The sequence below is a fragment of the Stutzerimonas stutzeri genome (genome assembly GCF_002890895.1).
Taxonomy (GTDB): domain Bacteria; phylum Pseudomonadota; class Gammaproteobacteria; order Pseudomonadales; family Pseudomonadaceae; genus Stutzerimonas; species Stutzerimonas stutzeri_AB.
On sequence record NZ_POUL01000005.1, the window covers coordinates 115,388 to 138,114 of the forward strand.

Sequence of the window (22,727 nt, forward strand, 5' to 3'; positions counted from 1 at the left end):
CGTCTGTCAGAGGTGCCTGCTCTCGTGCGTACGGGATTTGGCGGGCTTTTCGGCTCATCTGCAGAACCGTTGCCCGAGGTTCGTAAGGCACTGGTCGAGGACGCACCGCGGATCGTGCGCCTGACTATATGGGGGCTGCTGGCATTCCTGCTTTTTCTGCTGGGCTGGGCGCACTTTGCCATTGTCGACGAAGTGACCCGCGGTGACGGCAAGGCCATCCCGTCCTCGCGACTGCAGAAGATCCAGAACCTAGAAGGCGGCATCGTCGCTGAGCTTCATGCTCGCGAAGGGCAGATCGTCGAGGTGGGCGATCCGCTGTTGCGTCTGGACGATACCCGCTTCGCCTCAAACGTGGGTGAAACGACGGCTGACAGCAATTCGCTGGCCTTGCGCGTCGAGCGGCTGACAGCTGAAGTGGAAGGACGCGAGCCGATGTTTCCTGAAGCGGTCACGACCCAGGCGCCCATGCAGGCGGCGAACGAACTGGCACTGTTCAACAGTCGTCAGCAGCAGCTGCGTTCAGAGATCGGCGGTCTCGAAGAACAGCTTGTTCAACGCCGGCAAGAAGTTCGCGAAATGGCCTCCAAACAAGGCCAGTTCCGCAGCAGCCTGGCGCTGCTGCGCAAGGAAATCGAGATGTCCGAGCCGCTGGTAGCTTCCGGCGCTATTTCGCCTGTGGAGGTGCTGCGTCTAAAGCGTGCTGAGGTGGAAAGTCGGGGTCAGCTCGATGCAACCACACTCGCGATGCCGCGTGCCGAGGCGGCGATCAAGGAAATCGACAGCAAGATCGCTGAGGCTCGCGGGCGTTATCGCAGCGAGGCGCTGACGCAACTGAACGAGGCGCGTACCGATCTGACCAAGCTGAAATCGACCGGCAAAGCGCTGGAAGACCGTGTCCGCCGAACGCTGGTGACATCTCCAGTAAGGGGGGTGGTCAAGCAGCTGCTGGTGAACACCGTTGGCGGTGTGATTCAGCCGGGTAGCGACATCATGGAAATTGTTCCGCTGGATGACACGCTGCTGATCGAAGCGAAGATCCGGCCGCAGGACATCGCCTTCTTGCATCCGGGTCAGGAGGCCGTCGTCAAGTTCACCGCCTACGACTACACCATCTATGGTGGGCTGAAGGCGCGGCTGGAATATATCGGCGCTGACAGCGTCACGGATGACGAGGGCAACAGCTTCTTTCTGATCCATCTGCGGACGGACAGGAGCCACCTGGGCAGCGACGAGAAGCCGTTGTTGATTATCCCTGGCATGGTCGCCTCAGTGGATATCATCACGGGCAAGAAGAGTGTGCTGAGCTACCTGCTCAAACCGATCATTCGCGCGCGCGCTGAGGCGCTTCGCGAGCGTTGACGCGCTACAGGCTGCCGCCCCTGGAAAAATCTGCTAACAATGGCTTCAGTTGCGTTTACATCTCTGTGCGCATAATGCATTGACGATTTTTACGGGAGTTTCCATGAGCAGCACTGCGCCCGCCAGCGAAGGCGAAAAGATCCTTATTGTCGATGACGATGCCCGGTTGCGGCGCTTGCTCGAGCGGTTTCTCGATGAGCAGGGCTATCGCGTGCGGACCGTGGAGAGTGCCGAGCAGATGGATCGTCTGCTCAGCCGCGAGCTGTTCCATCTGGTCGTGCTGGACCTGATGATGCCGGGCGAGGACGGGCTTTCCGCCTGTTCACGCCTGCGCGAAGGCGGCAATCAGATTCCGATCATCATGCTGACCGCCAAGGGCGACGAGGCTAGCCGGATCCATGGGTTGGAGCAGGGCGCCGACGACTATCTGGCCAAGCCGTTCAACCCGCGCGAGTTGCTGGCGCGGATTCGGGCGGTGCTGCGGCGCCAGGCGCCGCAGGTGCCAGGCGCGCCGGGCAGCGAGGACGAGACCGTCACTTTCGGCGATTACGAGCTGTTCCTTGGCACCCGCGAGCTGAAGAAGGGCGACCAGGTGCACATGCTGACTACCGGTGAATTCGCCGTGCTCAAGGCTCTGGTCCAGCATGCCCGCGAACCGCTGACCCGCGACAAGCTGATGAACCTGGCCCGCGGCCGCGAATGGGATGCGCTCGAGCGTTCCATCGATGTGCAGATCTCCCGCCTGCGCCGACTGATCGAGCCGGACCCTTCCAAACCGCGCTACATCCAGACCGTGTGGGGCGTGGGCTATGTGTTCGTGCCGGACGGCAACAAGTAAGTCGGCACGCACCGTTTCTCGCGGCGGATGGTTCAGGGTCCGCCGTTATCGCTAATCAGCCTGTCCGCAAGGGCTGCTCGATAACCGGCGTTTGCGCCGTGGCTCTTCTATGAAAACCCCGCTCTGGTTCCCGCAAAGCTTCTTCGCCCGCACGCTGTGGATGGTGCTGATCGTGGTGCTGTTCTCCAAGGTGCTGATGCTCGTGTACCTGATGATGAACGAGGACGTGATGGTCGACCGGCAGTACAGCCATGGTGCGGCGCTGACCTTGCGCGCGTACTGGGCCGCCGATGAGGAGAACCGTGAGCGTATTGCCGATGCGGCCGGGCTGCAGCGAGTTACGACGGAAGATGTACCGCCCAGTGAGTACCACTGGCCCTATACGGAAATTTTCCAGCGGCAGATGCAGGCCGAGCTTGGTGTCGAGACAGACGTGCGGGTTCGCATCCAGCCTGACACGGCCATTTGGGTGCGCGCGCCAAGCCTCGGGCCGGATTGGTTGCAAGTGCCGCTGTACGCATATCCGCTGCGCGGACAGCGGATCTGGAGCGTGCTCGGCTGGTTTCTCGGTATAGGGCTGCTGTCCACCGCCGCGGCATGGATTTTCGTTAGCCAGCTCAATCTGCCGCTCAAGCGCCTGGTCTATGCCGCTCGGCAGATCGGTAAGGGTCGCAGCGTGCGCTTGCCCATCAGCGATACGCCGAGCGAGATGACCGAGGTGTATCGCGCGTTCAATCAGATGGCCGAAGACGTCGAGCAGGCCGGCCGCGAGCGTGAGCTGATGCTGGCCGGCGTGTCGCACGACCTGCGCACACCGTTGACGCGCTTGCGGCTGTCGCTCGAATTGATGTCCAGCGACGCTGAGCTGACCGAAGACATGGTTCGCGATATCGAGGACATGAACGCGATCCTCGACCAGTTTCTCGCGTTTGTCCGCGATGGGAGCGACGAGCCGGTGGAAAGCGTCGATCTGGGTGAATTGGTCCGTGATGTAGTAGCGCCCTATAACCAGTACGGAGAAACCGTTCGTCTCTGTGTCGAGCCGATGCCGCAGCTGGCGTTGCGGCGGGTTTCGATCAAGCGGCTGCTGGTGAATCTGATCGAAAACGCGCTGCGTTATGGCTGCCATGGGGTCGAAGTGGCTGCCCATGTTTCGGGCGACAGCAATGCGCCCTATGTCGTGCTCAGCGTGCTCGACCGGGGGACGGGTATTGATCCGCAAGAGCTGGGCGAGATCTTCAATCCGTTCATTCGCGGCGACAAGGCCCGCGGCGGACAAGGCGCCGGGCTGGGGCTGGCGATCGTCAAGCGGATCGCCTCGCAGCATGGTGGCGTGATCGAGTTACGCAACCGAGAAGGCGGCGGGCTCGAGGCGCGAGTGAGCCTGCCTTTGGGGTTGCTGCTGCCGAGGGATGCGGTCAACCGATAGGGCAGCCTCAGCGCTTGAACCTGCCTATTTCGATCCGCTTGTTGCGGCAGCGTTAGCCCATCAAACTCTGCCAGATCGATGGAGAGCAGCGGTGGCTGGCTACCAGGGCCTGTCTAGCCCTTTCCCTTGGTCCGTGTCAGATGCGGGCCGGCGTTCTTTTCCAGGTACTGGATAATCAGCCCCGCGACGTCCTTGCCGGTAGTTTCTTCGATGCCCGCCAGGCCCGGTGAGGAGTTCACCTCCATCACCAGCGGACCGTGATTGGAGCGCAGGATATCGACGCCCGCGACGCTGAGGCCCATCACCTTGGCCGCACGGATGGCGGTCATCCGTTCTTCCGGGGTGATCTTGATCAGGCTGGCGGTGCCGCCGCGGTGCAGGTTGGAGCGAAACTCACCGGGCTTGGCCTGGCGTTTCATGGCGGCGATGACCTTGTCGCCAACCACGAAGCAGCGGATATCCGCACCACCGGCTTCCTTGATGTATTCCTGCACCATGATGTCCTGCTTGAGGCCCATGAAGGCCTCGATCACCGACTCGGCGGCGGTGGCGGTTTCACACATGACCACGCCGATGCCCTGGGTGCCTTCGAGCACCTTGATCACCAGCGGCGCGCCGTTGACCATCTGGATCAGGTCGGCGATGTCGTCAGGGGAGTGGGCAAAGCCGGTCACCGGCAGGCCGATACCGCGGCGCGATAACAGTTGCAGCGAGCGCAGCTTGTCCCGCGAGCGGGCAATGGCCACCGATTCATTCAGCGGAAAAACGCCCTGCATTTCGAATTGGCGCAGCACCGCGCAGCCATAGAAGGTGACGGAGGCGCCGATCCGCGGGATCACCGCGTCAAAGCCTTCCAGCGGACGGCCGCGGTAATGGATCTGCGGCTTGTGGCTGGCGATGTTCATGTACGCGCGCAGGGTGTCGATGACGACCACCTCATGGCCACGTTGCTGGCCGGCCTCCACCAGACGGCGGGTCGAATACAGGCGTGGGTTGCGCGACAGCACGGCGATTTTCATTGGGCACCGGAAAGAGTGAGGGTCTGGGGTTTTTCCTGCACGTAGGTGCGGGCAGGGTCGACCAGCCATTTGCCGTCCATCAGGGCTTTTGACCCCAGGAGCAAGCGATAGCGCATGGTCTTGCGACAGGTAAGAGTGAATTCGACAGGCCACAGGTGGTCGCCCAGCGCCAACAGCGTACGCACCACATAACGCGTTTGTACGTGCCCGTTCGAGCTTTTGATGATCTTGCGCGCCACCAGCCGCGCTTCGCAGCGGTGGCGGCTCTGCACCAGCGTACCCAGGTGCGCCGTGAAACGGACCCAGCGTTCGCCATTGCGCTTGAATTCGCTAATGTCGGTCGCATGTAGGGCCGAGGTGCTGGCGCCGGTATCGATCTTTGCGCGCAGGCCGACCACGCCGAGTTCGGGCAGGGCGATCCATTCGCGCAAACCGATGATTGTCTGGAGGTCGGGACTGTTCAAAAGCGTATCCAGTAAATTTCCGCGCATTCTAGACAGGCTGCATGACAACCGCATCTCCCTGTTCCACCCTATGACAACGAGACGCTAGACAGAGTTGAACCATGAGTGAGAAACACGACGGCAAAGTCCGTCTGGACAAATGGCTATGGGCGGCGCGTTTCTTCAAGACGCGGGCGCTGGCAAAGGCGGCCATCGAGGGCGGCAAGGTGCACTGCCGCGGTGAACGGTGCAAGCCGAGCAAAGAGCCCAAGCTGGGGGAAGAGCTGGTGATTCGTGCAGGCTTTGATGAGCGCACGGTGGTGATTCGTGCGCTGTCGGCGGTGCGCAAGGGCGCGCCAGAGGCCCAACTGCTCTATGAGGAGACGGCCGAAAGCTTGTCTCGACGCGAAACCGCTGCCGCCCTGCGTAAAGCTGGGAGTCTGGGTGTGGAAACCGATGGCAAGCCGAGCAAGAAGCAACGCCGCGCCCTGCAGCGCTTTCGTTCTGACGCTGGTTGAATGCGCCTGGTTGGACGGTCGCCACTTTCACCCTAGAATGCGGTCCCTTCTCTTTAGGCGCCGCCAGATTGCCGAGACCTAGACGTTTCGCTATTCGCTAACGGCCCCGAACGCCCACCTGCTCTGGTCATGCCCATGCTCGATACCGATTACACCCAACGCTTTCTCTTCGATGACACCGACGTGCGCGGCGAATGGGTCGGGCTTGAGCGCAGCTATGCCGAAGTCCTGGCCAAACACTCCTATCCCGAACAGGTTGCCCAGTTGCTCGGCGAACTATTGGCCGCGGCAGCGCTGTTGGTTGGCACGCTGAAGTTCGACGGCCTGATGGTGTTGCAAGCTCGCTCTTCGGGCGCCGTACCCTTGTTGATGGTCGAATGTTCGAGCAGCCGCGAGATGCGTGGCATCGCTCGCTACGACGAAACGCAGCTGACACCTGGCGCAAGCTTGGCGGAGCTGATGCCCGATGGCGTGATGGCGATGACCATCGACCCGGCCCAAGGGCAACGTTATCAGGGCATTGTTGCGCTGGACGGCGTGACACTTGCGGACAGCCTGTCTAACTACTTTGCCTCGTCCGAACAGTTGCCGACGCGCTTCTGGCTGGCGGCGGATGGTCGCCGTGCTTGCGGCATGCTGCTGCAACAGCTGCCAGCCGACCGCATCCGTGACGGCGAAGAGCGTGAAGCCAGCTGGCAGCACCTGCGTACACTAGCCGACACCCTGTCGACCGAAGAGTTGCTGGGCCTCGATACCGAGACCATCCTGCATCGTCTCTATCATGAAGAGCAGGTTCGTTTGTTCGAACCGCGTCCGATCGTGTTCCGTTGCAGCTGCTCGCGAGAGCGCTCGGCCAATGCCGTCATCAGTCTCGGTCAGCAAGACGCTGAGCAACTACTGTCGGAGCAGGGCGGAGCCATCACCATCGACTGCCAGTTCTGCAACCACAGCTACCGCTTCGACGCGGCGGATATCGCCCAGCTTTTTGCCGGTGCGGGAACGGAAGGTCCATCCGGCACGCGACATTAAAAGGCCTTGCGGGACTAGGAACCTTTTCGCCATCACGCCCTCATACCCAGCGCAGCGTCATTTCTGTCATAATCGCGCGCACTTTTTTCGGTGTAGTCCACTACTCTGTGGGCTACAAAGCATGGAGGAATCGGCCCAGGGCCGACGGGAAACTCATGACGCAAGCCACTAACGCCGTATACATCGACATCAGCACCGCTCAACTGGTCGAAGAAGCCATCAAGCGCGGTGAAGGTGAATTGGCCGCCACTGGCGCGCTCGTCGTGAAAACCGGCCACCGGACCGGTCGTTCGCCAGCTGACCGCTATATTGTCGAGGAGCCCAGCACACAGGCTTCCATTGCCTGGGGGCCGATCAACCGCCCGTTCCCGGCCGACAAGTTCGATGCGCTGTGGGATCGCGTCGAGGCGTTCAACCGCGGCCAGGATTTCTTCGTTTCTCACGTGCATGTTGGCTCCGCCGAGGATCACTACCTGCCGGTCAAGATGACCACCGCCACCGCGTGGCAGAACCTGTTCGGTCGCCAGCTGTTCATCAACCCGGAAACCTACAACCCGGCCGGCAAGGAAGAGTGGAAGGTACTCAACGTGGCCAACTTCGAGTGCGTGCCCGAGCGTGACGGCACCAACTCCGATGGTTGCGTGATCATCAACTTCGCCGCCAAGAAAGTGCTGATCGCCGGCATGCGCTACGCCGGTGAGATGAAGAAGGCCATGTTCTCGGTGCAGAACTACCTGCTGCCGGAAAAAGACGTGCTGCCGATGCACTGCGCCGCCAACATTGGCGACGATGGCGACGTGACGCTGTTCTTCGGTCTTTCCGGCACTGGCAAAACCACCTTGTCGGCAGACGAATCGCGTCATCTGATCGGCGACGACGAGCACGGCTGGGGCACTGGCGTAGTGTTCAACATCGAAGGCGGTTGCTACGCCAAGTGCATCGACCTGTCCGAGAAGAACGAGCCGGTCATCTGGAAAGCTATTCAGTTCGGCACCGTGCTGGAAAACGTCGTACTGAACGGTGAGCGCGCCGCCGACTACACCGATGACAGCCTGACCCAGAACAGCCGCGCAGCCTACCCGCTGGAATACGTCGAGAAGCGTAGTGAGAGGAACCTGGGCGGCGAGCCGAACGCAGTGATCTTCCTGACTTGCGACCTGACCGGTGTTCTGCCTCCGGTGTCGATCCTTAACGAAGAACAGGCGGCTTACCACTTCCTTTCCGGCTACACCGCACTGGTGGGCTCTACCGAAATGGGTTCGGGCAGCGGCATCAAGTCGACCTTCTCCACCTGCTTCGGCGCGCCGTTCTTCCCACGGCCGGCCGGTGTCTATGCCGAACTGCTGATCAAGCGCATCCAGGCGTTCGGCTCCAAGGTCTACCTGGTCAACACCGGCTGGACCGGCGGTGGCTATGGCGTCGGCAAGCGCTTCAACATCCCGACCACACGTGCCGTGATCGCTGCGATCCAGAGCGGTGCATTGGTGGGTGCAGAAACCGAGCATCTGCCAATCATCAACCTCGACGTGCCGAAGGCCGTCACCGGTGTCGACACCCAGTTGCTCAACCCGCGCAATACCTGGTCCGATGGCAACGCCTACGACGAGGCCGCGAAGGAGCTGGCGAACAAGTTTGTCGAGAACTTCAAGAAGTTCGACGTTTCCGACGCCATTAAGGCCGCTGGCCCGCAGCTCTAAGCTGTAACGCCAAGCGTTGGAGAAGCCGCCCCCGGGCGGCTTTTTCATGGGCGTTTTTCTGCCGGTTCACTATGTCGATGGCCTTCCGGTCGCCCTTGGCGGGATTGGCCACGAGTGCCGCCGTCCCGAACTGCGAGACATTGAACCCGAATCCTTCATCGGTTCGGTTGATAACTTCTATCAACCAAGACGGATGGATTCGATGGCTGTTGGCCCATAGCATAACGATCACTTTCACCCCATTGGAGCCACGCCATGCAAATCGAAGAAGCCATCCAGACCCGCCGCGCTGTCAAGGCGTATGACCCCAGCTTTCAGCTCAGCCGCGAAGAGAAGGACGAGCTCTTGCAGTTGGCGTTGCTGGCACCGTCCGCGTTCAACCTGCAGCACGTGCGCTTCGTCGAGGTGAGTAACCCGGAATTGCGCGCGCAGATCCGCGAGGTGGGCTGGGATCAGGCGCAGATGACCGATGCCTCGATGCTGGTGGTGGTCTGTGCTCAGGTCGACAGCTGGGAAAAGAACGTCCGCCGCGTCTGGGACGGTGCTCCGGCTGAAGTTCAGGACTACATGGCCGGCGCCATCGACAACTATTACCGCGGCAAGCCGCAGGTACAGCGTGACGAGGCCATGCGCAGCTGCGGCCTGATGGCGCAGACGCTGATGCTTGCTGCACGTGGCAAGGGCCTGGATTCCTGCCCCATGGACGGCTTCGATTTCGATGCGGTGTCCAAGCTGATCAACCTGCCGGATAACCACGTCATCGCCATGATGGTCGCGGTCGGTAAGCGCACGGTCGACCCCAAGCCCCGCGTGGGCAAGCTGCCGTTCGACGAAGTGATCATCCGCGACCGCTTCTGAATCATCCGAGCGAGCGCGCGAAGCGTTCTCTGTCTCTGCGCCGCCGCGGCACTTTCCGCGGCGGTGTGTTTTTGCCTGTTGCTGACGACGCTAGCCCGCTGCGTTTGCAGTCTCAAAGCGCGAGCATCGCGGCTTGCCCAAACGCGATGCCTGTTTACGTTTGCAGCGCTGTCCGCGCGTGCCGGTCGCTTTGCTGTACCGTCTCCCTCCTTTTGTTACCCTTCGGCCTCCCGTCCAAGGCGTGACCCCGCATGATCGAGCAGACCCTCAAGCAGACATTCGGCTACGACGGCTTTCGTCCCGGCCAGGAACAGGCCATCCGCGCGGTGGTGGCCGGTCGTTCGGCGGCGGCGATCTTCCCCACTGGTTCGGGCAAATCGCTGTGCTACCAGCTGCCGGCATTGCTGCTGCCACATCTGACTTTGGTCGTCTCGCCGTTGCTGGCCTTGATGCAGGATCAACTGGCTTTTCTGCAGCGCCACGGCATCGCTGCCGGTAGCATCGATTCCGCGCAGAGCCGCGAGCAGGCCAGCGAGACCATGGCGAGGGCCAAGTCCGGCGAGCTGAAGATCCTGATGATTTCGGTGGAGCGGCTGAAGAACGAGCGCTTTCGCAATTTCATCAGCCAGGTGCCGATCTCCTTGCTGGTGGTCGATGAGGCGCACTGCATCTCCGAGTGGGGGCATAACTTCCGCCCGGATTACCTCAAGCTTCCCGACTACCAGCGGCAGTTCAATATCCCCCAGGTGCTGCTGTTGACCGCGACGGCGACGCCGCCGGTGATCGCCGATATGCAGGCCAAATTCTTGATTGCCGCGGACGACGTGGTCACCACCGGTTTCTACCGGCCCAATCTCAATCTGCTGGTGGAGCCGGTCAGCGGCTTCAACAAGCAGCGGCGGCTGGTGGAGTGGCTGGCGGACAAGGGCGGTCAGCCGACCATTGTCTACGTCACCCAGCAGAAGACGGCCGAGCAGGTCGCCGAGCATCTGGCGCAGCGCGGCTTTCCGGCCAGCGCCTACCACGCCGGCATGGCCCATGAAGCGCGCGAAGCGATCCAGCGCCGCTTCATGCACGGCGAGCTGAACTGCATCGTCGCCACCATCGCTTTCGGCATGGGTATCGACAAGGCCGATATCCGCAACGTGGTGCACTACGACCTGCCCAAGTCGGTGGAGAATTACAGCCAGGAGATCGGCCGTGCCGGACGCGACGGCCAGCCGTCCGATTGCCTGGTACTGGCCAACCGCGACAGCCTCAGCGTGCTGCAGAACTTCGTCTACGGCGACACGCCGGAACGCGAAGGCATCCGCTGCGTGCTCGATGAGTTGCTGCAAGCCGGCGCCGGCGGGCAGTGGGAGCTGATGCTCAACCAGCTGTCGGACCAGAGCAACATCCGCCAGTTGCCATTGAAAACTCTGCTGGTGCAACTGGAGTTGCGCGGCATCATTGCGCCACGTTTCGCCTATTTCGCTGAGTACCGCTTCAAATACCTGCTCGAGCCCGAGGCGCTGGTGGCGAAGTTCGACGGCGAGCGGCGGCAGTTCGTCGAGGCCATCGTGCACAGCTCAGCACGGGCGCGAACCTGGTGCACCCTGGATTTCGACGCGCTCTACGGGCAGCACGGCGCCGACCGCGCGCGAGTGGTCAAGGCGCTGGAGTACTTCCAGGAAAAGGGCTGGATCGAGCTGGAGAGCAAGCAGATGACCGAGGTCTATGCGCTGCTCGATCCGCGTTTCGATGCCGACGCCCTGAGTGGCGAGCTGCATGCCTATTTCAAGGGGCATGAAGCCAGCGAAATCACCCGCATCGACAACATGCTGGCGCTGTTCGAGTCCGCCGAGTGCCTGAGTCAGCGGCTGGCCGCCTATTTCGGTGATCGCCAGGCACCGCAGCGCTGCGGGCATTGCTCGGTCTGTCGCGGACAGGCCGCGCAACTGCCGGAACCGCCAGCCCTGGCGCCTCTGGCGCAGATGGATCTGAGCGCGCGTTGCGCCGATGTCATTCAGCGCTACCGGCAACTCAAGGGCGATGCGCCGGGCGCCGAGTGCCTGACGCGCTTTCTCTGCGGCATCAGCGTGCCGGTATTTACCAAGCTCAAAGCGCGCCAGATCCCCGGTTTCGCCTCGCTGGAGGCCTATCCCTACGCCGAGGTTCGCGCGCGCCTGACGCGCTAGATCAGTGGCGGAGAACTTCAGCGCGCGGTCAGACCGATCAGCCGGTCGGCGACACCTTTGGTTTGCCTCGACGTACCGGCGGTGAGGTTGCTCGAGTTTTCCAGCGCATCCAGCAAGCCGGTCAGCGAGCCGACACCGGCCGACTGGGTCTCGATGTGCTGCGCCACCGCACGAATCTCGCTGGCCAGGCGGTCGATGTCGGTGCCGATCTCCTCGGCGTTCTTGCCGGTGATCTCGGCCAGCTTGCGCACCTCGTCGGCCACCACTGCGAAACCGCGACCTTGCTCCCCGGCGCGTGCGGCCTCGATGGCAGCGTTCAGGGCCAACAGATTGGTCTGCCCGGCAATCTGCTGAATGGTCTGCACCACCGACTGAATGCGCTGGCTCGACTGCGCCAGATCGCGGGCGCTGCTGACCACCTCATCTGCTTGATGGACCATTTGCTTGACCGAGCTGCCGGCCTGTTCGATGACGGTGCCTTGCTGGTTGATGTTCAGCGTCAGGTCATCCATCGAGCCGTGCAGTTCGGTGGCGCACTGGCTCAGTTGCTCGGACATCGAGCGGCGCTCCTCATCGGCTTGCGAGAGCACCTGGCCAAGGTCGGCCAGGCCGCGGAACACCGGGCGGATGTGCTCGTCGAGGCCGTTGACGTCCACCGCGCTGCTGTAGTCCTGGCGCTTGAACTGTTCGATCTGCTTGACCACCACCTGGCTGAGGCCGGTCAGCTTCTTTATCTGCCGGCGCAGGAAGAACGCCTTGAACTCGCCGTGGTAGGCGATGAAGTTGTCGGTGTACTCGTCGTGGAACTCATCCTTGCCGTTGGTGCGGAAGAAGAACACCGCGGTCAGTGTCTGGTTGAGGTTGAGGCCGAGAATCTCACCAAAGGTCGAGTAACCGGCCACTGGAACGTCATCGAACACCGGGTCCATGCCACCCAGAGCCTGCTCGTTGTTCAGACGACGCAGGATGCAGTCGTTGAGGATGCCCACCAGCGGCTTGCCGGGCTTGTTCTGCATGAATTTCTGGTAGTCGCGGCGGGTGGTTTCGGCCAGCGGGGTGCGCTTGACCATGATCAGCTCCTCACCGGGCGCAACGTCGCAGAACAGGTGCACGCGCTCGTTGGCGAAGTCGATCTGCGAGATCGAGCGGACGAAAACCTCTTCGCCTACACGGATGGCGAAGGAGTAGTCGGAGAGCCGCTGCTCCAGCTCTTTTGGCGCGCATTTGAGCGCCTCGCACAGTGCCTGGACCATGCTGCGGATGTTGCCGCGGGAATCGATCACCTGGCTGATGTAGCGCTCTTCCAGCGAGGCACTGAGCACGCTCAGGCTGAGCGACGTGGGCTCGAAGTTCTGGCTCTTGAACACCCCGAAACGCACATCCCGCGCACACTTGAGAAAGACGATCAGCGCGTGGTTCTGGTAGCTGCGCTTGCCGTCATGCAGCTGGGTCTTCTGAAAATCCAGCTTGCCACCGGCCGAGCCGCCGACGAACAGGCAGGGAAAGCGCCCGGACTCGTACAGCGCCTCCATGAAGAAGGATTCCGAAGCGGAGAGCCCGTCGAAGAAGATGTTGGCGAGGGTGTCGCGGTAGTCGATCTTCATCGACACCTGCACTCGCTTGATCGAGGCCGTCAGTTTGGCGATCCGCTGCGCCATGCTCATGCGGTTGCCCTGGCCGCGGATGTCTTCGCTTTCCAGGGGGACCTGAACGATCTCGGCGGCGGCGATGACGCTGGCGTCGAACAGCTGCAGCACCACCCGATCCCATTGCGCGCCGGTGGCACAGTAGAGCCGCTGGCCCTCGCTGGAGAGTTCGCCCGCCGTGGTGCACAGGCTGATCGTTGCCTGCGGAAAACGCTGCGACACCTGTCTTGCCACGTCATCCAGATTCACATGCGGCGAGACGAAGCCGGCAATGTAGGTCGGGTCGAAGCGCAAGGCGGCGAGCTGCTGGGCCAGCTGCTGGGCCGAGCAGAGCAGACTTGCCGTGCCGCTGGATTGCGTGTGGCCTGGCTTGAATCGGGAAAGCGAAATCATGGGCTTTACTCGCGCTTTTAGAAAAGGAAGCGGGACACTCGGCCGCTCCCGCACTGATCAGCCATCGATCAGAAGCTAGTTGTTGTTATCGCCACCGTGGCCGTGAGGCGCATGCCGCTCGGTGGTGCCGTCCTCAGTGACGTTATCGGCCGCTGGATAAAAGATCGCCATGCCACCATGGTCTTCATCCGGAAGTACTGAGGGAGGGGCGACTCGAGTTGACGTGGCTCAACGGAAGTCGACTGCGGCTGTGCAATTGTCGACGAGCGACCTGTTGCCGCAGTGGTTGTGGCCGATAGCAAGGAAAGCCTCACTAGGAGCGACGCCATGTCTCGCTTGTTCACCGATCTCGGATTCCGCTGGAAAATTACCCTGCCCATTGCGGCACTGGCGCTGCTGCTGGTGCTGATGGGGGTCGTCGGCATGCGTGGCGTCAACCATGTGGCCGATTCGAGCCAGCAGCTGGCGACACGGCACCTGCCCGCCATCGGGCTGCTGCTCAATGCCGACCGTGACCTGTATCAGGCCTTTGTCGCCGAGCGCAGCCTGCTCGACAGCGATGCGGGCGACCACGTCCAGGCGCTCAGGGCCAGCCATGCGGAAAACCTCAAGCAGGCCTACGACCGCGTGCAGCAGTACGCCGCCATGCAGCCAAGTTCGGAAGCGCTGGCGTTGGTCGAGCAGTTCAACCGTGGCTTTCAGCAATGGTCTGGGGTCTCGCAGCGGGTGATCGAGCAGATCGACCTCGATCCGCTGGCCGCCAGTGCACTGAGCTTTGGCGAAAGCGAGTCGAGCTTCGATGCCATGCGTGATGCCATCGACAAGCTGGGCGATCTTGAAGCGGCGGCGGCTAACAGCGAAGGCGAGGCCGCCATCGCTGAAGGCGCGGCGACAGCAGAACAGCAGATCACCGTGTTGGCTGTTGGTCTGCTCGGCTGCGTGTTGCTGGTGGTGGGTCTGCCTCTGGTGGTGCTGCGGCCGATGCAGCGTTTGCTTGAGCGTGTGCAGCAGATTGCCGAGGGCGACGGCGACCTGCGCGCCCGGCTGGATGTGCGGTCGGCCGACGAGCTGGGCCAACTCGGCAATGCCTTCAACCGTTTTCTCGACAAGCTGCAACCGCTGATCGCCGAAGTCGGTCGGGTTACCGGAGAAGTCGATGCAGCGGCGCGTGATATGGCCAGGATGGCGGCGACGAACGATCAACTGATCAGCAGCGAACATGCGGCCGTGGACCAGGTCAGCACGGCGGCGACGGAAATGAGCGCTGCGGTGCATGAAGTTGCGCTGAACGCACAGAACGCTTCTGATGCGGCGCGGAATGCGCAACAGCAATCAAGCCAGGGCGCAGCGGTAGTCACCAGCACCGTCCAGTCAATCCGCCAGCTGGCGCAGGAGGTGGAGAGTACCTCGCAGACCATCGAGGTCTTGGCTGAAGAGACCGCCAGCATTGGTGCGGTACTCGAAGTGATTCGCGGCATCGCTGAACAGACCAACCTGCTTGCGCTCAACGCCGCCATCGAGGCCGCCCGCGCTGGGGAGCAGGGTCGCGGTTTCGCCGTGGTGGCGGATGAGGTGCGGGCGCTGGCAGGCCGTACTCAGGATTCGACCAAGGACATCCAGCTACGCATCGAGCGGTTGCAGAGCGGGGTTGCCAAGGCCGTGCAGGCCATGCACGCCGGCAGTGGCAAGGCGCGCGACAGTGTGGAACGTGCTGCCGGCGTCGATCAGGTGTTGGCCGACACGGCGGAGTCGGTACAGCGCATCAATGACATGGCGGCGCAGATTGCCACGGCTTGCGAGGAGCAGAGCAGCGTGACCGAGGAGATTGCGCGTAACATCAGCGATATACGCGACCTGTCCGATGATGCGGCTGCCAATTCTACGAAGAGCATGCAGGCCAGTCAGCAATTGTCCGGGCTGTCGCAGACTCTGGCGAGCCTGGTGGGGCGCTTCCAGGTCTGAACTGGCGCCCGCGCTTGCACGGCGTCCGGCTAACCGGGGACGCGTACGCCCCACAGCAGTTTGCCGAGCCCGGTGTCGTCCGGTAACAACAACAGGCTGAGCATAAACACCAGCAGCAGCCCGAGCGCATAGGCCAGGCTGATCAGGCGCTGCCGCTGGCGGCGTCGTCTCACGGGTGCTGCGCTGGTCGGTTGTGCGCTGGAACGTGAAGGGGATGGGTGCATCGTCCTCTCGATGGATAGCAAGCCATGGCTCATTTGGTCGCGCGGAGCCGACCTGTACCGTTCTGGCGGCGAAGTAAACCCGAAATGAAAGCATAATGCCACTATCGTGAAGACTGTCCCGATGGGCTGTCATTCGGGGTGGCTGCCATCCCCCAGCGTCTGCCATCGCAGCGCTGTCACAATCGGAAAAGCTCTAGCGTGGATATCAACCGGCGCTCCTGGCTGTGTCGACCATACTCAAAGGTCGCCGCCGCCCGACCTGGAGATCCGCTCATGCAGACTCGCCGCCTGCTGCTCAGTCGTTCCGTCCTGTTAGCTACTGTCGCCGCCCTCGGGCCGCTGCTGCCATTGCTGGCAAGAGGGGCCGAACCGTTACGCCAGCGCGCGATTCCCGCGACCGGCGAGATGCTTCCGGTGATCGGGCTGGGAACCTCGCGGACACATGACGTTCAGCTCGACGATGACGAGATGCGAACCCTGCTCGAGGTGCTGCGGGTGCTCGTCGAGGGTGGCGCACGGGTGATCGATACCGCGCCGAGCTACGGCAATGCTGACCGGGTGGTGGGTGAGCTGGTCCAGCGCGGCGATGTACGTAGGCAGGTGTTTCTGGCCAGTAAGGTTTCCGCCACCGGCCGCGAGCGTGGTGTGGCGCAGATCGAAAAGAGCTTCGAGGCGCTGCAGACCGGAGTGATCGACCTGATCCAGGTGCACAACCTGCAGGACACGCGCACCCAGCTCCAGTTGCTCCGCACTCTCAAGGAGCAGGGCCGTATTCGCTACATAGGCGTGACTCACTATGTCGAATCCGCCCATGACCGGCTCCTAGAGGTGCTCAAGCAGGAGCCTGTCGATTTCGTTCAGTTCAACTATTCGGTTAGCGAGCGCAATGCTGAAAGGCGGTTGCTGCCGTATTGCGCCGAGCACGGCATTGCCACGCTGATCAACCGGCCCTTTACCCGTGGCAACCTGCTCTCGCGGGTCAAGGGCAAGCCGTTGCCGGGCTGGGCGGCAGACATCGATGCCGGCTCCTGGGCGCAGTTGCTGCTCAAGTTTATTCTCGCCGAGCCCGCGGTGACCACGGTGATACCTGCCACATCCAATCCGCGCTACATGGCTGACAACCTCATGGCCGGCCAGGGCCGGTTGCCGGACGCGCGCCAGCGGGAAATGATTGTCGAAGCCTTCCGATGACCGTGGCTGAGGGACTCCGGGCTGGGGCTGGATGATCATGCCGTTTGCCGCGCGTGCCGCCGCGCTGATCAATGCCCGCCCGGGCGAGCTGCGCGCGGCGCTGTCAGGGTTCGCGCTGTTCTTCTGCCTGTTCACCGGCTATTTCATGCTGCGGCCGATCCGCGAGTCGATGGGTATTCAGGGCGGCGTCGAGAACCTGCAGTGGCTGTTCACCGCGACCTTCGTCGCCATGCTGGTAGCGGTGCCGCTGTTCGCCTGGCTCAACTCGCGCGTGGCGCGCATCCATTACATCGACTGGGTGTACGGCTTCTTCTGCCTCAACCTGCTGCTGTTTGCCGGGCTGTTCTTTCTTCTGCGCGAGAGCATCTGGCTGGCGCGGGTGTTCTACGTGTGGATCTCGGTCTACAACCTGTTCGTGGTCTCGGTTGCCTGGAGCCTGATGGCCGATGTGTTCGACGCACCCCAGGCGCGTCGGCTGTTCGCCTTCATTGCGGCCGGTGCCAGCGTCGGAGGGCTGATGGGGCCGGCCCTGAGCACGTTGCTCGTCGGCGTGCTCGGGCAGTTCGGCCTGATGCTGCTGGCGGCTCTGCTACTGGCGGTAGCGGTGGCGATCAAGCACTACCTGATGGCATGGCGCGAAGTGCTGGGTGCCGGCCGCCCCGGTGCCGAACACGCCGAAAGCCCGCGGCGACCGGTGATGGGTAATCCGTTCAGCGGGCTGACCCGGGTGCTGGGCTCGCGCAATCTGCTGGGCATCGCTGCCTTCGTGCTGCTGCTGACCACCGCCAGCACCTTTCTCTATTTCGAACAGGCGCGGTTGGTGGCCGAGCTGTTTCCGGAGCGTACAGAGCAGGTGCGAGTCTTCGGTGCCATCGACTTCGTCGTGCAGGCTGGCGCACTGCTCTCGCAGCTGTTCATCACCGGGCGTATCGCGCAGCGACTCGGGGTGCGGGTGCTGCTCAGCGCAGTGCCTGCGCTGGTCTGTCTGGGGTTCATCGGCTTGGCGCTGGCACCGAGCTTTGCCGTGCTGGCGGCGGTTATGATCGTGCGCCGCATCGGTGAATATGCGTTTGTTCGCCCAGGCCGAGAGATGCTGTTCGCGCCGCTGGATGCCGAGAGCAAATACAAGGCGAAGAACTTCATCGATACCGTGATCTATCGCGGTGGTGATGCCCTCAGCGGCTGGGGCAAGGCTCTGCTCGACAGCCTTGGCCAGGGTGTCTGGCTGGTCGCTCTGGTTGGCGCGGCAAGCGCGGCGGTCTGGGGTGGGGTGGGCTGGCGGCTCGGCGTGCGAGCCGACCAGGTCAGCAGGCAACGCGGGCGAGAATAGGTAAGGCACGCGGAACTGATTGAATACTGGCAAAATGCCCGCAATTTTCTCCAGACAGGATGTCCCGATGCGCGTCGCCTTGCCGTATCTTCTTTTCGCCTCGCTTTCCATCACCGGCTGCAGCATCAAGCAGACCGTTACGGCTGCGCATCTGTCGCCCGAGCTGGCGCCGGAGATCTGTGCCATTCCGGCCGTTGGGCTTCGCGCCGGCTTCAACACCACCTATCAGCAGTTGCTCAGTGACAAGGGATTCAAGGTCCGTCAGTTGGCGGCCGGCAGCAAACCCGACCGCTGTTCCTTGAGCACCACTTACACCGGGATCTGGCGCTGGGACCTTTTGCTCTACATGAGTTACGCCGACATCCGCGTCTACGAGCAGGGGCGTCAGGTGGGGCAGGCCGAATACGACGCGCGCTGGGGCAGTGGTCGCCCAGACAAATTCATCAGCGCCGAAAACAAGATTGCTGAACTCACCGACCAACTGTTCCCCGACGGGGCCAGCGGCCTGGGTGTCGCAAGGCCGCAGGCCGTTGTGAGTGCGCCGCTGAGCCCGCACGCGTACCGTCAGCAGCAACTGCAACGGTTGCAGGATGAGACGTTGTCTTACGAGGAATATCAACGCCGCTATCGTCAGCTGATGGAGGAGTAGCAGGCTCAGGCGGCTGGGGGCTTCGAAGCGCTGGCTTTCGGAGCTCAAGCGCTTCACTGATCTGGGTCAGCGAAGGCCTGTCCGCCGCTGGAGACAATTCAGCCAGACGAAACCGCTGAACCTCGGCGGTACAGACGCCTCGAACCTTAGTAGGTACGTCATCAATCAGGAGTAGTCGTATGCATGTTCAAGTCAACAGCCACCACATCCCCGGCAGTGTCGAGCTGCATGAGTGGGTCGGTTCGACCGTAGAGGAGCGGCTGGAGCGTTTCGACGATTTCCTCACTCGCATCGAAGTACACGTCAGCGACGAGAATGCACAGAAGGCCGGCGCTGATGACAAGCGCTGCCAGATCGAAGCCCGCCCGAAGGGCCATCAGGCCGTATCGGTGACACACAAGGCCGAATCCCTTCAGTTGGCGGTTGAAGGTGCCGCGGAGAAGATGCGCCACGCCCTTGAGCACCTGATCGGCAAGTTGGACACCAAGGTACTCTCTGGCGGCGAACTCAATGATCCATTGCGTGACGAGCAACCGCAGGCGGTAAAGGATGCGATGCTCGAAGAGGAATTCCTGGAAAAACAGGAAGAGCTCGACAAGTAAGGCGTCCGGCCCTGGTCTTTACCAGGGCCTTCCCAGCTAAACCCGCTTCACTCCTCATTATCGTTGCAGTCCGGAACCAGCCCTTGCCGTTGCGTTTCGAATGAGCAATGTCCTCCTCGGGTAGTCCCTTCATGCAGATCATCCTGGTGCGTCACGGGCGGCCTGACCACAACGCCGACCCATGGAGTACGCCAGCCGGCATGAAGCACTGGGTCGAGGTTTACAATGCCGCCAGTGTTGTGGGCAGCGAGCGGCCGGAAGCCTTGCGACGTCTTGCTGAGTCGGTTGGCATTGTCGTCTGCAGCTCGCTGATGCGCTGCGTGGAGTCGCGCGACCATCTGGACTGCCAATGCCTGCACCAGCCCGATCCCTTGTTTGCCGAGGCCCATCTGCCTTATCCGGACTGGGCTTATCCGTTGATGCCTTCTCGTGTCTGGCGTATTACGTTTCGCACGGCCTGGTTCCTTGGTTTCGCACGTCACACCGAGCCGGTGAGCGAATCGAGGCGACGTGCGAGTGTCGCGGCCGACAGGCTTATCGAGCTGGCGGAAACGCATGGCAGCGTGTTGCTGATGGGGCACAAGATCATGAACGCACTGATCGCCACGCAGCTGCGCCGACGGGGCTGGCAAGGGCCGGCACTGCCGCTGCTGTCGGGCTACTGGCATCCGAGCCGCTACCGCAAGCCATCCTGATTCGTATGTCCTCAAGGTTGGCGGCAGTGACAGCGCAGACGTGGGCGAAGGCAGGCCTGAAAATCGGACGATCCAACAACCGCGGCCATTGATGAGGCAAAGTCAGGGGTAATACTCAGAAAAAATAGGGTTGTTGAACGGGGCTCCATGATTCATCGCCTGCCCTCAAAAAGGCCGATGGCAGCTAAATCCCGACGTTTTGGATGAAAAGCCGACATAACGACGCAAAGTTTGCGTGAGGCGTGGGATTTGCAAGGGTGTCAGGGTTGGGCCTCGGCGGTGCGAATAGCCAAAGGCTTACATGAATCTGCGCGATCACGACTACAGCTCCTGCGTTCAAGTAATTAATCTATGCCCACTCTGAAGCGCAGGAAGCGCTCAGGATCAGGATGATCGACCATTGCCAGGAAGGCGCTCGAATGGAATCGGATAGGTCAGAAAAACCCGCTTCGGCGGGTTTTTGCTTTTCCGCACCCTGCACACGCGTTTCGCGTCAGGCATTGCGCAGCACAGTTTGGCGGCGCTCGGAAAATGCTTCCTGGCCAAGCCACAGACTGTTTCGGCAAGATTTGGCTTCTGCCATGCTGATGCTTTATGAAGTCACCGTCTGGTTTATCTCTGAAATTACCAGTGACTCAAATATTCCCGTGGCTGGGCAGTACTTTATAACTGAATTTAAATAATCCAGACGAAAAAAAGCCCCGCCGAAGCGGGGCTTTTTATTTCAGGCGTCTTAAGAGACTTGAACCTGATCAGCCTGCATTCCTTTCTGGCCCTTAGTGGCCAGGAAAGAAACTGCTTGGCCTTCGCTCAGGCTTTTGAAACCTGCGCTTTCGATCGAACGATAATGAACGAACAGGTCTTCGCTGCCGTCGGTCGGCGTAATAAAGCCGAAACCTTTTTCATCGTTGAACCATTTAACTGTGCCATTTTGACGAGTAGACATGAGTATCTCCCAGGTGTATTAAGGCTGCAGCGCTGAATTGTCCGGCGCCGAGACTGAGAAGCGAGAAGCAAAACGATCCGAGGAGATGAAACAGAGAAACATCATGCCGGGTGTCGAAGTGTTAATTGCGAAGCAGTGACCCGGAATATACGCACATAAAAAGATATGTACAGCATTGTTTGCCTAAGGCTGTTTCAAGAAGGTGACTACTGAGCATCTACAAAAAATGAGTTAGCCTGTTATCTCCGTTATTTACAGTCACATATCTCGCCGTTTTCATAAGATTAAATGTTGTGAAATTTCGCCGAAACTTTATGGGTCGTTTATCGCTCGGCTGGCGGCCAGTTCGCGCCTGCATTGAGAGATTACGGTCTGACATTAGCCCAATCTCCATGGCCCGTGCGGCGATAGCGCAGAAGCGACAGCGCTACGTTAACGCCTCAAGCGCATTGCTCCAGAGTTTGTTTCGAGTCAGCGCTTAGAGAGGCTCCCGACGATGCGTTTGTCCCTTCCTATAGCGAAAGGCTTACAAGGATCCCAGTCTTTTGCTCTTCAGCTTGCACGGCCGGATGATTAATCTATGCCCAGCTCTGAAGCGCAGGACGCGCTCAGGATCAAGGAAGATCGACCATCGCCAGGAAGGCACCCGGAAGGATTCGGATGGTCAGGAAAAACCCGCTTCGGCGGGTTTTTTGTTGCCCATGGAAAACCGCCGGGAATGCCATAACGTTCCGGCAACCGCGGCACGTGGTGCCACAGCGCAGCCTATCGCTTCACCGCGGCAGACTGTCGTGTTCACTTATCGCGACGATCTGTTCGATCAGCCATTGCAGGGCAGCATCCCGTTCACGTTGCGCAACGCTGACGATATCCAGCCGGAAGCTACCGAGATCGAAGGGCAGGTCAAACAGTTGGAGCGGTAGCATCTCCGCGAAATAGCGCGCCAGCTGCGTCGGCAGCACCGCGGCCAGATCGCTACGCGCGACGATATGTGCGGCCTGCAGGTAGTTCGGGGTGGTGTAGACCACATCGCGGCTGAGTCCTTGCTCCTCCAGCCATTGATCGACCATGCCGCGCGTCTGTCCGCCGTGGACCCAGAGGTGGCGCAGGCGCAAAAAGCCGTCGAGGTCCAGTGTCTTGCCAACCAACGGATGACCCTTGCGCACCGCAATCTGCAAGGTTTCGCTGGCCCAGCGTCGGGTATGAAAACGGGTCGGCACTTCGACGAAGCGGCCGAGAACCAGATCCAGCTTGCCGTCATCCAGCGCTTCGACCGGCAGGCTTGGGGTCAGATGCTCGATGGCGAGCTGAATCCCCGGTGCCACGCTCGCCAGGCGAGCCATTAGCGCAGGCATGCAGACCAGCTCGACGTAATCGGTCACGGCGATGACGAAGCGCTGGCGGCTGGTGCTCGGATCGAAGAAATCCCCGGCATTCAAGGTGTGCTCGATCTGCTGCAACGCATCGCGGATCGGCGCCTCCAGGCTCAGCGCGCGCGGCGTCGGTTGCATGGCGCGGCCAACACGGACCAGCAGCGGATCATCGAGCAGTTCGCGTAGACGATTGAGTGCATTACTGACGGCCGGTTGGCTGAGCGAAAGCCGCTCCGCAGCGCGGGAGACATTGCGTTCGCGTAGCAGGGCGTCCAGCACGCGAAGGAGGTTGAGGTCAAAGTTATAGATATTCATCGGATGAATCTGAAACATCACAAGACTAAATTTC

At 61.4% G+C, this 22,727-nt stretch carries 21 protein-coding genes; 15 read left to right on the plus strand and 6 right to left on the minus strand.

The genetic code is table 11. The annotated features are described in order from the left end of the window. The first annotated feature begins 3 nt into the window (after positions 1-3). The 3 genes from CXK96_RS11005 (at position 4) to CXK96_RS11015 (ending at position 3,626) form a co-directional block, all read left to right on the plus strand. Positions 4-1,359 (plus strand): HlyD family type I secretion periplasmic adaptor subunit, encoded by a 1,356-nt coding sequence (locus CXK96_RS11005; protein ID WP_102836775.1) that lies wholly within the window; start codon positions 4-6, stop codon positions 1,357-1,359. Positions 1,360-1,462: 103 nt separating this feature from the next. Further along, positions 1,463-2,197 carry a two-component system response regulator OmpR gene (gene ompR, locus CXK96_RS11010; RefSeq protein WP_102836504.1) on the plus strand — a complete coding sequence of 245 codons (735 nt, stop codon included), beginning with the start codon at positions 1,463-1,465 and terminating at the stop codon, positions 2,195-2,197. Between the two features lie 109 nt (positions 2,198-2,306). After that, on the plus strand, positions 2,307-3,626 hold the full coding sequence (locus CXK96_RS11015) for an ATP-binding protein (RefSeq protein ID WP_102836505.1): 1,320 nt from the start codon (positions 2,307-2,309) through the stop codon (positions 3,624-3,626). A 113-nt stretch (positions 3,627-3,739) separates the two neighbouring features. On the opposite strand, the gene rimK is transcribed toward CXK96_RS11015, so the two are convergent. Continuing rightward, a complete protein-coding gene (gene rimK / locus CXK96_RS11020) occupies positions 3,740-4,645 on the minus strand; it encodes a 30S ribosomal protein S6--L-glutamate ligase (protein ID WP_019340871.1) in 906 nt (301 codons plus the stop codon). Continuing rightward, positions 4,642-5,109 carry an ATP-dependent zinc protease gene (locus CXK96_RS11025; RefSeq protein WP_256061602.1) on the minus strand — a complete coding sequence of 156 codons (468 nt, stop codon included), beginning with the start codon at positions 5,107-5,109 and terminating at the stop codon, positions 4,642-4,644. The genes rimK and CXK96_RS11025 overlap by 4 nt, the downstream gene beginning before the upstream one ends. Before the next feature lie 101 nt (positions 5,110-5,210). On the opposite strand from CXK96_RS11025, the gene CXK96_RS11030 reads away from it, so the two are divergent. The 5 genes from CXK96_RS11030 (at position 5,211) to CXK96_RS11050 (ending at position 11,367) form a co-directional block, all read left to right on the plus strand. Next, entirely contained in the window at positions 5,211-5,606 is a 396-nt protein-coding gene (locus CXK96_RS11030) for an RNA-binding S4 domain-containing protein (protein ID WP_102836507.1), read from the plus strand. A 135-nt stretch (positions 5,607-5,741) separates the two neighbouring features. Continuing rightward, the gene (gene hslO / locus CXK96_RS11035) at positions 5,742-6,635 is read left to right on the plus strand and encodes an Hsp33 family molecular chaperone HslO (RefSeq protein WP_423835190.1); all 894 of its coding nucleotides are present in this window, start codon (positions 5,742-5,744) and stop codon (positions 6,633-6,635) included. Between the two features lie 155 nt (positions 6,636-6,790). Beyond that, positions 6,791-8,332: a phosphoenolpyruvate carboxykinase gene (locus tag CXK96_RS11040; RefSeq protein WP_102836509.1), complete on the plus strand. Its 1,542-nt coding sequence runs from the start codon at positions 6,791-6,793 to the stop codon at positions 8,330-8,332. 255 nt (positions 8,333-8,587) lie between these two features. Further along, positions 8,588-9,190 (plus strand): nitroreductase family protein, encoded by a 603-nt coding sequence (locus CXK96_RS11045; protein ID WP_102836510.1) that lies wholly within the window; start codon positions 8,588-8,590, stop codon positions 9,188-9,190. 251 nt (positions 9,191-9,441) lie between these two features. Further along, positions 9,442-11,367 carry a RecQ family ATP-dependent DNA helicase gene (locus CXK96_RS11050; protein ID WP_102836511.1) on the plus strand — a complete coding sequence of 642 codons (1,926 nt, stop codon included), beginning with the start codon at positions 9,442-9,444 and terminating at the stop codon, positions 11,365-11,367. Between the two features lie 17 nt (positions 11,368-11,384). Here CXK96_RS11050 and CXK96_RS11055 read toward each other — a convergent pair whose 3' ends face one another. Then, complete coding sequence (locus CXK96_RS11055; RefSeq protein WP_102836512.1) at positions 11,385-13,406, minus strand: methyl-accepting chemotaxis protein; 2,022 nt, start codon at positions 13,404-13,406, stop codon at positions 11,385-11,387. Positions 13,407-13,733: 327 nt separating this feature from the next. Here CXK96_RS11055 and CXK96_RS11060 point away from each other — a divergent pair, with 327 nt between their 5' ends. After that, positions 13,734-15,368 carry a methyl-accepting chemotaxis protein gene (locus tag CXK96_RS11060; RefSeq protein WP_102836513.1) on the plus strand — a complete coding sequence of 545 codons (1,635 nt, stop codon included), beginning with the start codon at positions 13,734-13,736 and terminating at the stop codon, positions 15,366-15,368. A 29-nt stretch (positions 15,369-15,397) separates the two neighbouring features. Here the strand turns inward: CXK96_RS11060 and CXK96_RS11065 are convergent, their stop codons facing one another. Continuing rightward, complete coding sequence (locus CXK96_RS11065; RefSeq protein WP_256061603.1) at positions 15,398-15,541, minus strand: hypothetical protein; 144 nt, start codon at positions 15,539-15,541, stop codon at positions 15,398-15,400. A gap of 324 nt (positions 15,542-15,865) precedes the next feature. Here CXK96_RS11065 and CXK96_RS11070 point away from each other — a divergent pair, with 324 nt between their 5' ends. The 6 genes from CXK96_RS11070 (at position 15,866) to CXK96_RS20640 (ending at position 20,742) form a co-directional block, all read left to right on the plus strand. Then, the gene (locus CXK96_RS11070) at positions 15,866-16,783 is read left to right on the plus strand and encodes an aldo/keto reductase (protein WP_102836515.1); all 918 of its coding nucleotides are present in this window, start codon (positions 15,866-15,868) and stop codon (positions 16,781-16,783) included. A 37-nt stretch (positions 16,784-16,820) separates the two neighbouring features. Beyond that, positions 16,821-18,113 (plus strand): NTP/NDP exchange transporter, encoded by a 1,293-nt coding sequence (locus tag CXK96_RS11075; RefSeq protein WP_102836516.1) that lies wholly within the window; start codon positions 16,821-16,823, stop codon positions 18,111-18,113. Positions 18,114-18,180: 67 nt separating this feature from the next. Beyond that, a complete protein-coding gene (locus CXK96_RS11080) occupies positions 18,181-18,762 on the plus strand; it encodes an Sbal_3080 family lipoprotein (RefSeq protein WP_102836517.1) in 582 nt (193 codons plus the stop codon). 179 nt (positions 18,763-18,941) lie between these two features. After that, positions 18,942-19,364, plus strand: a complete 423-nt coding sequence (locus tag CXK96_RS11085) for an HPF/RaiA family ribosome-associated protein (RefSeq protein WP_102836518.1) — start codon at positions 18,942-18,944, stop codon at positions 19,362-19,364. Between the two features lie 131 nt (positions 19,365-19,495). Further along, on the plus strand, positions 19,496-20,059 hold the full coding sequence (locus tag CXK96_RS11090; protein WP_102836519.1) for a fructose-2,6-bisphosphatase: 564 nt from the start codon (positions 19,496-19,498) through the stop codon (positions 20,057-20,059). Between the two features lie 389 nt (positions 20,060-20,448). Further along, positions 20,449-20,742, plus strand: coding sequence for a hypothetical protein (locus CXK96_RS20640; protein WP_146030702.1), 294 nt, complete (start codon positions 20,449-20,451; stop codon positions 20,740-20,742). A gap of 50 nt (positions 20,743-20,792) precedes the next feature. Here the strand turns inward: CXK96_RS20640 and CXK96_RS11095 are convergent, their stop codons facing one another. Both CXK96_RS11095 and CXK96_RS11100 read right to left on the minus strand, forming a co-directional pair. After that, positions 20,793-21,005 carry a cold-shock protein gene (locus CXK96_RS11095; RefSeq protein ID WP_102836520.1) on the minus strand — a complete coding sequence of 71 codons (213 nt, stop codon included), beginning with the start codon at positions 21,003-21,005 and terminating at the stop codon, positions 20,793-20,795. A gap of 773 nt (positions 21,006-21,778) precedes the next feature. Continuing rightward, on the minus strand, positions 21,779-22,693 hold the full coding sequence (locus CXK96_RS11100; RefSeq protein ID WP_102836776.1) for a LysR family transcriptional regulator: 915 nt from the start codon (positions 22,691-22,693) through the stop codon (positions 21,779-21,781). Positions 22,694-22,727 lie beyond the last annotated feature (34 nt).

Bases quoted from the DNA above. Each gene is read 5' to 3' on its own strand.
- CXK96_RS11075 (WP_102836516.1), top strand. From the start codon at position 16,821: ATGCCGTTTGCCGCGCGTGCCGCCGCGCTGATCAATGCCCGCCCGGGC.
- ompR (WP_102836504.1), top strand. From the start codon at position 1,463: ATGAGCAGCACTGCGCCCGCCAGCGAAGGCGAAAAGATCCTTATTGTC.
- CXK96_RS11085 (WP_102836518.1), top strand. From the start codon at position 18,942: ATGCATGTTCAAGTCAACAGCCACCACATCCCCGGCAGTGTCGAGCTG.
- CXK96_RS11060 (WP_102836513.1), top strand. From the start codon at position 13,734: ATGTCTCGCTTGTTCACCGATCTCGGATTCCGCTGGAAAATTACCCTG.
- CXK96_RS11095 (WP_102836520.1), bottom strand. From the start codon at position 21,005: ATGTCTACTCGTCAAAATGGCACAGTTAAATGGTTCAACGATGAAAAA.
- CXK96_RS20640 (WP_146030702.1), top strand. From the start codon at position 20,449: ATGATCGACCATTGCCAGGAAGGCGCTCGAATGGAATCGGATAGGTCA.
- CXK96_RS11090 (WP_102836519.1), top strand. From the start codon at position 19,496: ATGCAGATCATCCTGGTGCGTCACGGGCGGCCTGACCACAACGCCGAC.
- hslO (WP_423835190.1), top strand. From the start codon at position 5,742: ATGCTCGATACCGATTACACCCAACGCTTTCTCTTCGATGACACCGAC.
- CXK96_RS11015 (WP_102836505.1), top strand. From the start codon at position 2,307: ATGAAAACCCCGCTCTGGTTCCCGCAAAGCTTCTTCGCCCGCACGCTG.
- CXK96_RS11055 (WP_102836512.1), bottom strand. From the start codon at position 13,406: ATGATTTCGCTTTCCCGATTCAAGCCAGGCCACACGCAATCCAGCGGC.
- CXK96_RS11040 (WP_102836509.1), top strand. From the start codon at position 6,791: ATGACGCAAGCCACTAACGCCGTATACATCGACATCAGCACCGCTCAA.
- CXK96_RS11030 (WP_102836507.1), top strand. From the start codon at position 5,211: ATGAGTGAGAAACACGACGGCAAAGTCCGTCTGGACAAATGGCTATGG.
- CXK96_RS11080 (WP_102836517.1), top strand. From the start codon at position 18,181: ATGCGCGTCGCCTTGCCGTATCTTCTTTTCGCCTCGCTTTCCATCACC.
- rimK (WP_019340871.1), bottom strand. From the start codon at position 4,645: ATGAAAATCGCCGTGCTGTCGCGCAACCCACGCCTGTATTCGACCCGC.
- CXK96_RS11070 (WP_102836515.1), top strand. From the start codon at position 15,866: ATGCAGACTCGCCGCCTGCTGCTCAGTCGTTCCGTCCTGTTAGCTACT.
- CXK96_RS11100 (WP_102836776.1), bottom strand. From the start codon at position 22,693: ATGAATATCTATAACTTTGACCTCAACCTCCTTCGCGTGCTGGACGCC.
- CXK96_RS11050 (WP_102836511.1), top strand. From the start codon at position 9,442: ATGATCGAGCAGACCCTCAAGCAGACATTCGGCTACGACGGCTTTCGT.
- CXK96_RS11045 (WP_102836510.1), top strand. From the start codon at position 8,588: ATGCAAATCGAAGAAGCCATCCAGACCCGCCGCGCTGTCAAGGCGTAT.